Source organism: Bacillus sp. AK128 (assembly GCF_053903075.1).
In genome coordinates, this window is the sequence record NZ_CP096379.1 from 3,513,937 (window position 1) to 3,529,744 (window position 15,808).

At 37.3% G+C, this 15,808-nt stretch carries 14 protein-coding genes; 7 read left to right on the plus strand and 7 right to left on the minus strand.

Annotated elements, in window-relative coordinates; translation table 11 throughout:
- Positions 1-42: 42 nt before the first annotated feature.
- The 3 genes from M1D60_RS17640 to M1D60_RS17650 all read right to left on the minus strand — a co-directional run bounded on the left by M1D60_RS17640 (position 43) and on the right by M1D60_RS17650 (position 4,414).
- Positions 43-1,797 carry a phospho-sugar mutase gene (locus M1D60_RS17640; protein ID WP_456276141.1) on the minus strand — a complete coding sequence of 585 codons (1,755 nt, stop codon included), beginning with the start codon at positions 1,795-1,797 and terminating at the stop codon, positions 43-45.
- Positions 1,798-1,994: 197 nt separating this feature from the next.
- Entirely contained in the window at positions 1,995-3,530 is a 1,536-nt protein-coding gene (locus M1D60_RS17645) for a GNAT family N-acetyltransferase (RefSeq protein WP_456276142.1), read from the minus strand.
- Between the two features lie 455 nt (positions 3,531-3,985).
- A complete protein-coding gene (locus M1D60_RS17650) occupies positions 3,986-4,414 on the minus strand; it encodes a CBS domain-containing protein (RefSeq protein ID WP_456276143.1) in 429 nt (142 codons plus the stop codon).
- 147 nt (positions 4,415-4,561) lie between these two features.
- Between M1D60_RS17650 and M1D60_RS17655 the strand changes: the two genes are divergently transcribed.
- The 5 genes from M1D60_RS17655 to M1D60_RS17675 all read left to right on the plus strand — a co-directional run bounded on the left by M1D60_RS17655 (position 4,562) and on the right by M1D60_RS17675 (position 8,752).
- Positions 4,562-4,957 carry a hypothetical protein gene (locus M1D60_RS17655; protein WP_456276144.1) on the plus strand — a complete coding sequence of 132 codons (396 nt, stop codon included), beginning with the start codon at positions 4,562-4,564 and terminating at the stop codon, positions 4,955-4,957.
- Positions 4,958-4,971: 14 nt separating this feature from the next.
- Positions 4,972-5,562, plus strand: a complete 591-nt coding sequence (locus M1D60_RS17660) for a gluconate 2-dehydrogenase subunit 3 family protein (protein WP_456276145.1) — start codon at positions 4,972-4,974, stop codon at positions 5,560-5,562.
- Entirely contained in the window at positions 5,555-7,105 is a 1,551-nt protein-coding gene (locus M1D60_RS17665; RefSeq protein WP_456276146.1) for a GMC family oxidoreductase, read from the plus strand. The genes M1D60_RS17660 and M1D60_RS17665 overlap by 8 nt, the downstream gene beginning before the upstream one ends.
- A 734-nt stretch (positions 7,106-7,839) precedes the next feature.
- Positions 7,840-8,283, plus strand: coding sequence for a disulfide oxidoreductase (locus M1D60_RS17670; protein WP_456276147.1), 444 nt, complete (start codon positions 7,840-7,842; stop codon positions 8,281-8,283).
- A gap of 1 nt (position 8,284) precedes the next feature.
- On the plus strand, positions 8,285-8,752 hold the full coding sequence (locus tag M1D60_RS17675) for a thioredoxin family protein (protein ID WP_456276148.1): 468 nt from the start codon (positions 8,285-8,287) through the stop codon (positions 8,750-8,752).
- Between the two features lie 93 nt (positions 8,753-8,845).
- Here the strand turns inward: M1D60_RS17675 and M1D60_RS17680 are convergent, their stop codons facing one another.
- The 3 genes from M1D60_RS17680 to M1D60_RS17690 all read right to left on the minus strand — a co-directional run bounded on the left by M1D60_RS17680 (position 8,846) and on the right by M1D60_RS17690 (position 12,579).
- Positions 8,846-10,966 carry an ABC transporter permease subunit gene (locus M1D60_RS17680; RefSeq protein WP_456276149.1) on the minus strand — a complete coding sequence of 707 codons (2,121 nt, stop codon included), beginning with the start codon at positions 10,964-10,966 and terminating at the stop codon, positions 8,846-8,848.
- Positions 10,967-11,279: 313 nt separating this feature from the next.
- Positions 11,280-11,795 carry a GNAT family N-acetyltransferase gene (locus M1D60_RS17685; RefSeq protein ID WP_456276150.1) on the minus strand — a complete coding sequence of 172 codons (516 nt, stop codon included), beginning with the start codon at positions 11,793-11,795 and terminating at the stop codon, positions 11,280-11,282.
- A 388-nt stretch (positions 11,796-12,183) separates the two neighbouring features.
- Positions 12,184-12,579: a DUF5365 family protein gene (locus tag M1D60_RS17690; RefSeq protein ID WP_456276151.1), complete on the minus strand. Its 396-nt coding sequence runs from the start codon at positions 12,577-12,579 to the stop codon at positions 12,184-12,186.
- Positions 12,580-12,888: 309 nt separating this feature from the next.
- On the opposite strand from M1D60_RS17690, the gene M1D60_RS17695 reads away from it, so the two are divergent.
- Positions 12,889-13,773, plus strand: a complete 885-nt coding sequence (locus tag M1D60_RS17695) for a sulfite exporter TauE/SafE family protein (protein WP_456276152.1) — start codon at positions 12,889-12,891, stop codon at positions 13,771-13,773.
- Entirely contained in the window at positions 13,773-14,681 is a 909-nt protein-coding gene (locus tag M1D60_RS17700; protein WP_456279481.1) for an RluA family pseudouridine synthase, read from the plus strand. The genes M1D60_RS17695 and M1D60_RS17700 overlap by 1 nt, the downstream gene beginning before the upstream one ends.
- A 379-nt stretch (positions 14,682-15,060) precedes the next feature.
- Here the strand turns inward: M1D60_RS17700 and M1D60_RS17705 are convergent, their stop codons facing one another.
- Positions 15,061-15,672, minus strand: coding sequence for a TetR/AcrR family transcriptional regulator (locus M1D60_RS17705; protein ID WP_456276153.1), 612 nt, complete (start codon positions 15,670-15,672; stop codon positions 15,061-15,063).
- Positions 15,673-15,808: the final 136 nt, after the last annotated feature.

Here is a 15,808-nt window from a genome sequence, read left to right on the forward strand (position 1 = left end):
AAAACCTCTCTTCAAATTTCGAAGAGAGGTGTAAATTGCCTATTATTTTGTCTTTGATGCTTCGATTAAATCCTGAACATTTGCCATTAACGCTTCTGTTAAGTCCACTAAATCCTGCTTACTTTGCTCAAGAGTCGGAGCATTTACTCCAAAATAAAATTTAACCTTAGGCTCTGTGCCAGATGGACGTAAACAGAACCAGGAGCCATCTTCTAAAATATATTTCAATACATTAGATTTTGGCAGGTGAATGGTTTCAGTTTCACCTTCTTTTGTTAAGTAACGCTCACTCGTCTTATAATCCTCAATTACCGTAATAGATTTACCAGCTAACACTGTAGGTGCATCTTGACGGAAGGATGAGAGGATATAGTCAATTTGTTCAGCGCCTTCTTTACCTTTTAAAGTAAGAGACTTCAGACCCTCTTGGTAAAATCCGTATTTCTCGAATATTTCCAATAAGCCTTCATAGACAGTTAGACCTTGCTTTTTGTAGTAAGCACATACTTCAACTGCTAATAATGCTGCTTGAACAGCATCTTTGTCACGGACAAAATCACCGATTAAATATCCGTAGCTTTCCTCATAACCAAACTGGAAGCTGTATTCTCCAGATTCCTCGTACTCTTTAATCTTTTCCCCGATAAATTTAAACCCAGTTAACGTGTCAACTGTATCTAAACCATAGGCGGAAGCAATCGTACGACCAATCTCAGAAGTAACAATCGTTTTTAAAACGATTCCATTCGATGGAAGAGTCCCGTTCTCTTTCTTTTGAGATAAAAGATACTCAAGGAAAATGGCACCTGTTTGGTTCCCCGTTAGCACAACATATTCTCCGTTTTCATCTTTCACAGCAATTCCAAGACGGTCAGCATCTGGATCTGTTCCAATTAGCATATCAGCATTAATCGCTTTCCCTTTTTTAATCGCAAGTTCAAACGCGGCATGCTCCTCAGGGTTTGGTGAAGCGACTGTCGAAAAGTCAGGATCAGGTAGTTCTTGTTCTTCGACAATGCTAATCTGCTGGTATCCCATTGCTTCTAGACCACTTCTTACTGGTTTATTCGCTGTACCATGCAGAGGGGTAAAAACGATTTTAACGTCATTTCCTACCTCACTAGCTAGTTCGGGATTAACTGAAATGGTTAAAAGCTTTTCCGTATAGGCTTTATCGATTTCTTCACCAACTATTTTAATTAGCCCTAGTTCCTTTAAGCTCTTTTCATCCTGTACTTCTATTACCAATTCATTTTCAATCTTATTAACTTCTGCAATGACAAGGTCTGCAGCCTCAGGCGGAAGTTGTCCACCATCGTCTCCATATACCTTATAGCCATTATATTCTGGAGGATTGTGGCTTGCCGTAATAACTATTCCTGAAACAGCCTGTAAATGCCTAACTGCAAAACTTAGCTCCGGAGTTGGTCTCAGCTCTTCAAAGACATAGGCTTGGATTCCTTGGCTAGCAAGTGTTTTCGCAGCCTCCATCGCAAATTCAGGAGATTTGTGACGGGAATCATACGCAATCACAACACCCTTTTGTTTTGCTTCTGCTCCAGAGGCCAAAATAAATCGAGCTAAACCCAAAGAAGCTTTTCTTACTGTATATGTATTCATACGGTTGGTGCCAACACCGATTTCTCCGCGCATTCCACCTGTTCCAAACTCTAAGCTTTTATAAAAACGATCTTCTAATTCTTTTTCCTTACCATTTAACCCTTCCAGTTCCTGCTTCAGTTCCTGTTCGAGTTGGTCTGCTTGTACCCATCTTTCATACTGTTCAAGCCAATTCATTCAGCTTTCCTCCTAAGTATGTCATTCTTCTATATTGTTTTAGGATTGAACTATAATTACCTTTATCTTAATTAGAATAACAAAGCTTTACAATGTTTTACAATTATATTTTTATGAAAAACTATAGAATTAGTTGATCGTCTACAACAGGAAAAGCATTGCACCATTTTTGTGTGCAATGCTTTTCCTAAGACATATTATTTTTTATAACGAATTTCATATAAATCACGGCGACGATCGCGTAGCTGTCTCACCGTTCCACTTTTACGTTGTCTTCTTAAGATTTCAAGATCTACATCGGCTACGACAACGGTCTCTAGATTTGGATTACATTCAGCGGCAACACCATCTCTTGCAAATTCAAAATCAGAAGGGGTAAAGATGCCAGATTGGGCATACTGAACATCCATATTTTCAACCTGTGGGAGATTCCCTACCGTACCGGCAATTACTGTGTAAATTTGATTTTCAATGGCACGCGCTTGTGCACAAAGTCGTACGCGTAAATATCCTTGGCGATCCTCCGTACAGAAAGGAGTGAAAATAATATTAGCTCCTCGATCGGTTGCAATACGAGCTAACTCAGGGAATTCAATATCGTAGCAAACCTGAATGGCAATTTTTCCACAATCTGTATCAAAGACCTTCACTTCATCTCCAGCACTTACACCCCACCAGCGCTTTTCATTTGGAGTAATGTGGATCTTATATTGCTTTTCAATCGTTCCATCTCTTCTAAATAAATAAGCTATATTATAAATTTTTTCATCTTCATCTACGAAATGGGAACCGCCAATAATGTTTACATTATATTTAACGGCAAGATTCGCAAACAACTCTAAATACTGCTCTGTAAATTCGGTTAGCTTTCGAATAGCCTGACTTGGTGTTTTTTCATGAACAAATGAGAGTAGCTGAGTCGTAAAAATTTCAGGGAAAACAGCGAAGTCTGACCCAAAATCTGCAGCTACATCTGTGTAGTATTCCACTTGCTTAGCAAACTCTTCAAACGAATCAATTTTCTTCATCGCATATTGAATGGCACAAATTCGGACCGGGAATGAAGTTTGGAAGTGACGCTTTGTTATACCTCGATAATCGATATTATTCCATTCCATGAGTGTTGCATATTTATAAGAGGCCTGATCATCCTCTAAATAGTTCGGGTTTATTCTCATTAAGGTGAATCCGTTCATCAACTGAAACGAAAGAACTGGATCATATACCTTATGCATAGATACTTCTTTAACATATTGGCGTGGTGACATTTCCTCTGCATATTTATGATAATTAGGAATTCGTCCCCCGATAATAATACTTTTTAAGTTAAGTTCTCTTGCAAGATCCTTCCTAGCATCATATAATCGCTGCCCAACCTTCATTCTTCTATATTCAGGATGAACCATTACTTCAATTCCGTATAGGTTGTAACCATCTGGATTATGATTCGTTATGTATCCTTCATCTGTTATATCATCCCATGTATGCTTGTCATCATATTCGTCAAAGTTAATAATTAAGCTCGAGCATGAACCGATGATGTTACCGTCATATTCCGCACACAATTGCCCCTCAGGAAAATGCTCTAAATGTGATTCAAGATGCTCCTTTTCCCAAGGAACCATCCCCGGAAAGCAAACCTGTTGCATTTCCATAATAGAATCAAAGTCTTTTTCTTCTATTCTTCTTATAATCATTTTTTTCTCAAATTTAGTTAAATCGATCTTAGACATTTCTTTTTCATCCCCTTATAATCTATCAGCTTACTTTACCCGCTTTTTTCACTCGTTAAACTAGTTTTTCTCTAGTTTTTTGGATTTATAACCCAATTGTCTCCATATGTATAAAAAAATTAAAGCTATTTTCATTAGATGAGTATGTCTAAGCTGCTCGTTACATGATTATTTAGTTAAACACGTTCACTTTTGATAGATTGAAAATGCTTTTTAAGTTTGTTATGCCATTCAGCAGGTGCTTTACCGCTTAAATTTAAGTTTATCAACGAATTCTCCAATTTAACTTCCAATTTAGTGCACTTATCAACGAACCCTCCAAGTTTATCAACGAAATCACACTTTTTATCAACGAAATTCCTTTTTCTCCCAAACTCAAGATAAGTTCACTAGTCACGATCAAACTAGCCAACAAAAAAACACCCGTGAACAATGTTCAACAGGTGCTCCTATTCCTACAATTCAGGCTGTGAAGGAATTGAAATATTGGTAAGTGCTGCTTCTGCTTCCTCATCAAACATTTCATTTGTGGCAATGTCTCCTAAGGCAATGACACCAATTAACTGGTTGTGCTCCACAACAGGTAATCGACGAATTTGTTTTTGAGCCATTAAGCTTGCCGCTTCTTCCACATTCATGTCTGGCGTCCCGCACACTACATCTGTTGACATAACCTCTGACACAACAGTAGAGCTCGTGAGTCCTTGGGCTGTAGAACGTAACGTAATATCACGATCCGTAATAATCCCCAATACTTTCCGATTATCTACGACTGGAATCGACCCTACGTTATATTCACTCATCAGCCTTGCTGCCTCTTGGACTGTTTGATTGGGAGAGACCGTTGCTACATTTTCAGTCATGATGTCTCTAAGTAAGTTCATTTCTACATCGCTCCTTTCGCATCTATAGTGTAATCCTTTTTTAAAAGGTCAATACTTGATAAGTTAAATGGAAGAATTCCTTAAAAGGAATAAGTTGGAACCCTTTTCCTCATATTAACGTTATTAGGTTTGAAGGGAGTATGTATTATGCTAATAGGATGGGACCAATGGATTTTACCAAGATTACTTACTTTTATATTTGGTATTTTCTATATCATGCTATGGCTTCAGATCACTGTATGGCATGCAAGAGGAAAATTCCATAAATGGCAGATGTGGATTCCAGTTATTGCACTCCCAATCTTAGGTTTGTCAGCCATACTACTGTCAATTTGGCCAACCCATGCACTAGGATGGCTTCAAACGATTCTTGCCTTGATTGGAATCGTTGCTGGATTATACGGGGGATATTTACATATCTCCGCTATTAAACATCGCACAGGCGGCTTTAGAATGGAAAACCTGATGACAGGACCTCCGTTTATTCTTCCGTTCTCCATTGCTGCGCTTGGAATCATTAACTTATTATTAATTTGGTTTTGATGGGAGGGGTCATAATGTCGCACCCAAAAGAAACGTATTACCCAGAATATAATGTGTTATCAGAATGGGATGAATGGGATCCAACTACTCAGTCTGTTCTTAAAAAAAGACTTTCGCATAGTGAAACCACTTTTTTTAATGAGGATGAAAAGGATGTTCTCCTTGCACTCATCCCCATTTTATTTCCTTCCCACCTAGGGGATATCTCCATGAATATACTTCCTCTCTTTGATGACCGCTGCCAAACCATGAATGGATTTGCAAAAGGCAGCTCGATGAAAAAGTTACATGTTATTAAGGCAGGGCTTGAGGGGCTTTTTAAACAAACGTTTGATCAACATAAACAGCCTTTCTCCGCACTAGCTGAAAATATACAAAAGCAGATGATTAAAGATTTAGAACTGAATATAGGCTACAAAAATATTTGGCAGGATGTATCACCACATCTATTTTTTACAACAGTCATGAAAGAGCTATTACCGATCATATACTCTGATCCGTCTACATGGTCTAAGATTGGCTATGGAGGCCCTGCGTACCCTCGAGGTTATTATGCTTTTGGACCCAAGCAATTCGATAAATGGGAGGCTCAAATGCATGAGTGATATTGATGTATGTATAGTTGGCATGGGTGCATCTGGAAGTGTAGTAGCGGCTGAGCTTTCAAAAGCTGGGTTAAAGGTGGTTGCCCTAGATGCTGGGCCATTACGTGAACCAAAACGTGATTTTGCAAGTGATGAACTAGAAGCAGAAAAGTTATTTTGGAATGACCCTAGAATTAGCATAGGGAATGATCCCTTGAACCTATCAAGAAGTAACTCTGGTAAAGGGGTCGGAGGTAGCGCTGTTCATTATACCGCCCAAATGCTTAGATTCCATCACTCTGATTTTAGAACGTATTCTGAAGAGGGGGTTGGCGAGGATTGGCCTATTCAATATGAAGATATTGAACCTTATTATGACCGAATGCAGAAAACCCTTCAATTATCAGGACCCAATAAATTTCCATGGGAGCCGTATGGAGGTCCATTCCCTCTCCCTCAGCATCATGATCTTAGTAATAATTCCTTAAAATTCAGAGAAGGTTGTGAAAGCCTCGGCCTTAATCACTCTGTATCACCTTTAGCCATTTTATCGGTACCACATCATGACCGAGAGCCTTGTATCAACCGTGGTTTCTGCGAAGAAGGATGTATGCCTGATTCAAAAACCACTCCTTTGAATACCTTTGTACCAGAAGCTGTTAGACATGGGACGACAGTCATAAGTAATGCAATGGTTACACAGCTAGTCATGAATAAGGACGGCTCAATCAGTGGTGTGATTTATGTGAAAGACGGCAGGGAGCATGAGCTCAAAGCCCGGTTGGTCATTCTTGCCTCATACACAATTGAAACGCCTCGCCTTCTTCTTAACTCTGCTAATACAATGTTTCCTGATGGGGTTGCCAACTCTAGCGGAGTGGTCGGCAAGTACATTATGGTTAATACCAATGACCAAATGATCATTAAATATAATGATGAAATCAGAATGTATCGCGGGAATCCTGTCCAGGCGATTACCCTTGACCCTTATGAACAAGGAAAGAAAGAAGGCTTTGCAAGAGGCTTTATCATGAATTCATATGGGCATCGTCCAGTCCGTTTAGCGAGCCTTTTCTTTGATAATGATTCAAGTCGTTATGGAGAAAAACTTCGTGAGATCATGTTAGATTATAATCATTATGGTTCCTTTGCCATGCTAGGCGAGGTGCTACCACAGGAGCAGAATCAGGTTACTTTAAGTAATGAGAAGGATGAATATGGCCTTCCAGTTCCTAAGGTTAACTTTTCCTTCCATCAAAATGACTTAAAGATCCGGAAAGCGGCAAAGGATTTACTTTCGAATGTAGGGATTGCCTCTGGTGGTGAGCCACTTTATCATCTGAAGATGACGGCTCATTTGATGGGTGGCTGCAGAATGGGGACTAACCCTGCCTCATCCGTTGTTAATAGTTTTGGGCAAACACATGATGTGAAGAATTTGTTTATTGTGGGGACACCAACCTATGTAACAGCTCCATCGGCAAACCCAACATTAACTACCTATTCTCTTGCCCTTCGTTCATCAGAGTATATACTAGAGCAAATGAAAAAACAGGCGATTTAAACACAATATGACTAATTCTCATATTGTGTTTTTTATTTTTAATTTAGCTGTGTTAAAGTAGAGTGTTGACTTTTAGCAGAGTTGATTGAAGTGGAAGGACGCGAGACTCCTGTGGGAGAAGCGTGGTGAAGGAGACCCCGCAGGCGGTAACGCCGAGGAGGCTCCCGAACCCGCCCACGGAAAGCGAGTGTCCTGGAACGGAAATCAACAACAGACTTTAATTTAGGAACTATAAAATTAGGACATCCTGTTTCGTTCTAATTAATGTCCCCTCCTCATAAACCTAACATCGTACCCAAACAAAGGAGGAGATTGTCATTACAAATGAACGAAACGAGAATAGGCAGAATAAAAACCTGTTAAAAAACACATCCAATCATGCAAACGACCTGGTTCATAAGACGGTTGATACTGCCAATAACATCGTGAAGAGCGTTTCTGGTGAAGGTGGCCTTGTTGGGAAGGTAACTGATTCAACAGCCGATATTGTCAAAAATGTTTCTAATACAGGGAATCAGGTAATCGGCAAAACCGTTGATACAACGACCAAGACCTTTAAAGATACAACCGGGAAAATTTTTAAAAGAAAATAGTACTTACATGTTGAGCTACGTCCCTCGCGCGTAGCTTTTTTATTTTTCACGAAATCGATACATAATTAGTACATAGCTAGCTTGTTTTATAGACCTTGTTTGCATTACAATTTTAATAGAAAAAATTAAAGTTGGTGGAAGATGAAGTCTAAAAGGAAACAAACACAGATCGAAAACCTGTTTTTTGCTTCATGGGCAATCTCGGTGATTGCTACAATGGGCAGTTTGTTTTTTTCTGAGGTGTTAAAATATATCCCTTGTGAGCTCTGCTGGTATCAACGGATATTTATGTACCCACTCGTGTTACTGATGGGAACTGCGTTAGTTAAGAAAGAGTACAAGTCTTTATCTATTTATGTTCTTCCATTTTCAATTATTGGTGGAGCAATTTCTCTTTATCACTACTCAATCCAGAAAATTGATTTAATGGCTGATGCCTCTATTTCATGTGGAGTAGTTCCCTGCACAGGTGAATATATAAACTGGCTTGGATTTATCACCATCCCATTTCTAGCATTAACCGCTTTTACTGCGATTACTATTTTACAGATTATGATCTTAAAAATAAGAAAGGAGCAATCATAACATGAAGAAAGTCATTATATTTCTAGCAGTGATCATTGCCTTGTTCGGGGCTTTAGCGTTTGTTACTAATTACTCTAACCAACAAGCATCAGAGGGAAATCCATATGGAAAGGAAAAGCTAAAGTCTGCAACCATTGCTCAATTGGATGATCCTAACTATGAAAATCAAATTCTACCGGACGAGCTAAAGGAAAGATTGGATAATAAAGAAAGCTTAACCGTTTATTTCTACAGCCCAGAATGTGCTTTTTGTAAGGAGACCTCTCCAGTAATTGTTCCGATGGCAGAAGAATTAGGGATGGAGCTCCCATTGTTTAACTTATTAGAATTTGAAGAAGGCTTCCCAACCTACCAAATAACGAGTACTCCAACCGTCGTTAGATATGAAGACGGTGTGGAAGTAAACCGTGTAGAAGGAAAAGTCAGTGATGAGCAATTCCAGGCTTGGTTCGAACAGTATGCAGAATAGTTTATAGATTAAAACACTTACCTGGAGCCTATAAAAAAGGAACTCACTACCTTGTTATTCAAGGGTGAGTTCCTTTTATTTTTTATCCAAACTCTACACACTTATTTTCCGTGTAGCTTCATTTGTCGTCCATTGCTTTAAATGGTTTTCAGATTCTTGCTGTTCCTTCTTTTTCTTCTGTTTGTCTAAAACTTCCTTTAATCCTACCCCGAACAAGTTTAGACCCATTATCAAAATAGCAATAAAGAGGGATGGGAAAAACGTAATCCATGGTGCTGTCTGAAGATCCCTGATCGCATCAGAAAGTAAGGATGCCCAGGTGTATGTTAGGTTTTCAACAGTTAAGCCAAAATTTGGATCCCAACTAAGTTCCTGGGCCAGAAATACATCTACAATTCCAAGTCCACCGAGTAGAACCATAATCCGAGCCATGTCACTTATAAAAATATACATGATTTTTTGGTAGATATTCGGAATATAATGTCTAATGATAATATTGTACCAGTTTGTTCCAGTTGCAACAGCTGCTAACATGAACTCTGTTCTATTAATTTTTGTGAATTCTTGTCTCATGATTTCACCAATCCGACCAATGTCTAAAAGAGCAATAAAGATTACTAGGACCATATATCGCCCAGCAGACTCTTGTATGGGAGGTATACTCCCGATTAACATGACTAAGATAATCGTTGGTAAAAAGGAGAGCATACTATTTGAGAAACCAAGTAGATTCCTTGCTCCTTTATGCACAGAGGCAAAATAGCCAAGCGGTATGCTAATGAAGAATCGAATAGCGGCAATCACCAATAGCTGTAGGAGCGTTTCTCTAGCTCCGTGTATAATAATACTGAATAAATCCCGGCCTTCCCGATTTGTCCCAAACCAATAATCTTCCCCTGGTGGCATAGGGGCTTTAAGTAATTTACCGTTTTCATCGTACCCAATCCGAAAACCTTTCAATTCGTTATCCACAAAAGGCATACTCGGTCCAATAATCGCCATCATTACAATTCCACCCAAAAGGAGCACCCCTAGATTAAAAGCAGGATATTCCTTAATAAAGGTAAAGATCGTTTTAATGATTTTTATAAATGAGAATGTTTTAACCAAATTAATGCTTCGCTTAATAAATATGTAAAGTATTAGTTTGATAAGTTTATATATCCCCTTTATAACCTTAAAAGGTAGTTTAATTAGTGTATATATTCCCATCAATAACTTTTGTGGGAATACCTTTAGAGAATTAAAAAGTTTATTTGGAAATGACTTGATGAAATGACGGACTCTCTTTAAACGATTAGCTCTGATTGTCACATCGGACAATTCTTGCTCAAGGCTAGATGGCGTAATAAATAGCTTTATAATGTCTGTAATCCATGAAGTGATTAATACTAGTAAAAGGAAAGGCATAAGAAGTCCTAAGACTACAGTTGCGTCGTTTGCTTTAAGCGACATAATCAACTGCTGACCGGCACCACCATAGAAAGTTAGTCTTTCAATAATAGGCAAACTGCTGATAATAAATAACATTAGGGTTTGCGTGTAACCTAGAATCGTTGGCCATGCATTCCATAGCAAATGCTTTAGTGTAATGATTGTTTGACCTGTACCTTTGGACATGGCAGTTCTTACATAATCCCTATCTTTTTCAATCATCAAAGAATGAAAAGTAATATTTGAGATGTAAAAGATAGGGGTAATACAGATAATCAAAGTAGGAAAAAAGAGATTAAACCATGTTTCATCTCCAAATAAATCTAACTCAATCAAATCTGCCCGTATTAGTAATATTAATCCATACTGAATGGCAATAAGAAGAAAAAAATCTGGAACCGTACCAAAAAAGAGATGGTTGATCTTGTGTAGTCTATTCTGTACTTTTTTCTCTCTGACCAGAAAATGAAGGATTCCTAACAGGATTCCAAACACAATACTGATGATAAAAGCAGGAATGATGATTTTTAAGCTTTTTCCATAACGATCAGCAACAATTTCGTTAACAGGAACTGCAGTCCACTGTATCGACATCCCGAACGATTGATTACCAATTAAATTCTTGTAATAGTCAAAAATTGCTTGAGACATAATACTTAAATTAAATTTATTCACAAAGAACTCATAAATAGTGGATATGTATACTAAATAAATGATTACGATAGAAGCAAGAAAAAGGAGAACAGAACTTCTTAACATTTTTTTCATCAGCATAACCATAAGTTTTTTTACCCCTCTATTAAAATATAAACTTAATATAATGGTAATAAATGTAAAAATCAACCTTTAAATAGTAAGCAACTCCCAGATTAATTCTAGTTTCATAGGATATTATTTTTACAATATAATTAGTTAGAGGAGATTTATATCTAGTAATGATCCATTTACCGCTTCATATATCGTTTTAGAAAAATAATTTTAAGTAGAAAAGAAATTAATCATTTAACAAAAAACACAAATAAGCAGTCACTTTTTTAGTGAACTGCTAAGCAGTACAACCAGCTTGTACCTAAGTATTCGTAAAATATTAAAACTACTTATTTAAAAAGAAATAAACGAGTCCATCTTGAAGCTCTTCTTCTTGAATAAAATGTAGCTTCTTCATTAAATGAATGGATCGCTCATTATTAGGGTCCACCGTTGCGTCCATTTTAGTTAATTCCATTTGTGAAAACCCAAATAGAATCACTGTTTTCATGGCTTCATGCATAAACCCCTGGCCCCAGTAAGCCCTTGCTAAATCAAAGCCAACTTCAGCAACCAATTCGTCATTCCCTTTCCTTAAGTAGTGAAAGCCTACCGTACCTATGAACTCCTCCGTACTTTTCGTAAAGATTCCCCATCTACAACCCGAGTCCTCCATATGGAAACGAATGATTTCTTCTGCTTCCTTAAGATCTTTACATGGCTCTATATCCATGAATCTTGTAACCTGCTCATCTGAAAAATGGTTATGTACTTCTTCTAAATGGGTTAGATTAAGAATTTGAAGGTTCATTCGTTCGGTTTCAAGGGATGGATACTTCTGTTTATGACTGACACTGTTCACTTGATTTCCTCCTTATCACTATTTTAAAAAAAACTATTTTTGCATACTTTGTTGCTATTTTAACTAAAAATGAATTTTTATTGGGTCCGTTGATTTCCGCTACAGGCACTCGCTTTCCGCGGGGCGGGCGGTGAGCCTCCTCGGCTTTGCCTGCGGGGTCTCACCTGCGACAAAGCGAATTCCTTTGTCGATGTCCCGCTGCTCCCGCAGGAGTCGAGTACCTTCCACTCCAATCAACTCTATGTTTTAACAAAGATAACCCCCAAAAAAATCTTTACGAAAAGAGCCTCCTAAACTACCCTAGTTTTAGTTCGACGTCATTTCTTCTTTATCCTTTTCTTCAATAATATAAAAAAGACGAATTCAGAAATGAATTCATCTTCTTGTTTTACATGATGTAATGACTTGTTGGTTTTGAGTATAAACTAATGCATTCTTCCTTCGCCTTTAGGAATTGCTCAATCTTGAGAGGAAATTTATAACCATAGTCCTCAAGAATACCAGTATTTTTTTCAAAAATTTCACGATGATGATTCTCTAATTCTTCATGTCTAATTGTTTCAATCACTGCAATCAATGATTGCATACCAGAAATTAATTGAAAGGCCTCTTTAAGAGTACCGTTATATAGATCAGTGTTCTCTGGTAATAGAACATGAAGACTCTTCAACTCATTAATAAACTGATCAGAGAAATAATGAGGGAAAACCTCGCAGTACATGTAATTAACTAGCTCTTTAATATAGTTCTCTTGTTCAGGAGTTGAAGCTGTTACAATTTTCATGATTAGCCCACCTTTTTAATGCCGATTCTAATGTATAGCTATACGTTACCATATTCTATTCTTAAATTGCTAAGGTAAGTCTTTCCGGCTTAACCATTTCCTATATAGCTCGGTAAATACTTGCATGAAAAGAAGGCATAATATCGACTAGATTAAACTTTTCACCCATAATATAGTAGCAATTACATAAACTAATACATGCTTCCTCTGGAAAAAAACGAGGAAAAACATTTATAAACACGGATGAAAAAGTTGTGTTAATTTTCTCCATTCTTCATAATGAAAAGGAATGTAGAGAGGGGTATTATTTTGGAATTATTACTGTTTATTTTACTAGGTGCATGTGTAGGGGTCTTATCAGGTTACTTTGGAATTGGTGGAGGATTTGTGCTCACCCCTATTTTATTATTAATGGGACTCTCTCCTATTATAGCGATCGCAACAAGTTTACTGTACACCATTGGTACATCTTTCTCAGGAATTATTGCTCATTTTAGAATGAAAAATATTGAATTTAAGATTGGTTTACTTGTCGCTATTTCAGGATTATTAGCTACTCAATTAGCACATCCATTTGTGATGCTACTGGAGGAGCTTCGTATTGAAGAAATAACCATTCCCATCTTTTATATCCTATTAGCTGGCTATTTTGCTTATACCTTACTATCTTATAAAAAGAAGGATCACAACCCGCAAACAAAAAAGAAAAACACTTGGCTAATTCCTATCCTGATAGGCTTAGCAGGAGGGTTTATATCGACCACCTTGGGAGTGGGTGGTGGATTTATTATTGTTCCATTACTACTTTCATTTGTAGGCTTGGCGCCGAGAAAAGCTGTAGGAACTAGTCTTTTTGCCGTACTTTTTATTGTTATAACTGGATTTATTACATATTCAACCAATACAACGATTGATTACTCATTTGCCTTTACACTTATTATTGGAGCCCTTATTGGTGGTCAAATTGGTGCTTATTTGACCAGATTATTTAAGGATGCTGAGATTAAAAGGTATTTGGGTATCCTTTATGTGTTTACGGTTATTAATATGATTCTTAAAATCATGGGCTTTTCTACTGTTGGTTTAACAATTTCGTTAGGCTACATCGGATTTTTACTAATTATGTTTACCTTGAGATTTATTCAGTTTTTAAAACAAAGAAAAATAGATAGTCAAAGAGGTGAAGCTTCTTGATTCAAGCTGAAAAGAAAGGGGAATGGTTAGTCCTAACTTCTCCCTCCTCTTGGGAAGGACAAGCAGTTGAAGAAGTAGTTAAAGGACAGATTGGCGTACCTAAAAAGCTTCTTCATGAGCTTCGAATGAATAAAGGCATTTTAATGAATGGACAATCGAGTTCTTGGCAGCAAACCATAAAAATGAGGGATCGACTTTATATTCAATGCTTTAAAGAAGAGGAATATGGCGTTTTACCACAGGACTTACAAATCAATGTTGTGTATGAGGATGATCACTTACTTATAGTAAATAAGCCGCCACATATGGATACACATCCAAACGAGAAAGACCAGCTAGATACATTAGCAAACGGGGTCGCTTATCATTGGCAGCTCCTTGGATTACAGACAAAGGTACGTCATGTGCACCGCTTAGATCGCGATACGAGTGGCGTAATCTTATTTGCCAAGCACTCTCTTGCCAGTGCATTACTGGATCAAGCTTTAGAAAAGAGAGAAATTACTAGAACCTATGTGGCCATTGTTGAGGGTGTCCTAAAAAAGAAAAAAGGAACAATCAATGAATCCATCGGAAAAGATCGTCATCATCCAACAAGAAGAAGAGTCTCACCAACAGGTCAGCAAGCTGTTACTCACTATGAAGTACAATCAACCAATAAAAAGTTAGACACCTCAATGGTGAAACTCCAGCTAGATACTGGGAGAACTCATCAAATTCGAGTTCATATGAGTCATATTGGTCACCCCTTAGTAGGAGACCAGTTCTATGGGGGACAAACTTCGCTACTTCAATATCAAGCTTTACATGCTATTTCACTTAGCCTAACTCATCCATTTACAAAGGAAGTATTGACTGTTGAAGCTCCTTTACCCTCTCATTTTGAGAGCTTAGTTAACATTACATGAGAATACAATCATTATAAAAGAACGATTAAAAAACCAGGTGAAGCTAATCATAAACCGTTCCGTTTTGGGGTGCATATCATGTAATTGATAATCAAAATGGCGTGTAAACTGACAACAGTTTTGACACGCCATTTTTTAATTTATGAATTTTTTGAGCCATGAAGACACAAAGCTCTTCTTCAACTAAGGATCATATAATTGATGAAGGAATATAAACTAATTTTATGCAATCGTCCTTTTTTATTTGCCTACTTAACTGTATTCTTGTACTCTGCAGCAATTATTTTTTTGTTAGTTGTTTTCCATCAAAATAAACTCCCTTTAAATTAATAAACTATTTGTTCTTCATTTAAATACTTTCTCCAATAAATAAATATTATTATTTCTTAAAACCACTTGCTTGAAACGGTCCCTCTACTGTGACAATTCCTATATACCGTGCAATCTCTTGTGGAGTTTCCTTTAACTCATTTTGTAGCCATTGTTGTATGACACCTAAGTGGGCTGAAACTATATAAGAGAGCAAATACTCTCTAGGCACTTTCATGCGATCTTCATTTACTTCTACTTCTTTTAAAAATACCTTCCCGATGTTTGTTTTAATATATTCCTTTAGCTTAATCTGAAAGGCCACATTTCCATTCGGTCCAAGGACTGCTTTCATAAAAGCCGCATTGTCCTTAATGTACTCCAGTAATTTTACTGAAAACGCAAGCGGTTTCTGATTTTCACTAAATTTCCTTAAATCATCCACTTTAATATCCTTTGCAATGTCTTCAATTTCATGGAAAATTTCGTTTTCACATTTTTCTAGCAAATCAAACTTATCCTGATAGTGCAAATAAAAAGTGCCACGATTTATATCTGCACTTGTTGTAATATCTCTGACTGTAATTGATTCAAACCCCTTTTCCTCTATTAATACTGCTAGTGCCTCCCGAATCAATCTTTTCGTGCGAGCAATTCGACGGTCAACCTTTTGTTCTGACATTTTACACACCCACTTTTGAATTTTTTTAGAGATTATGAACAGAAGACCTTTAAAGTGTTGATTTCACAACAATAACGTAATTACTGATTATTGAATTCATTAATATACAAATTATAATAGATACTGTGGTCATTAA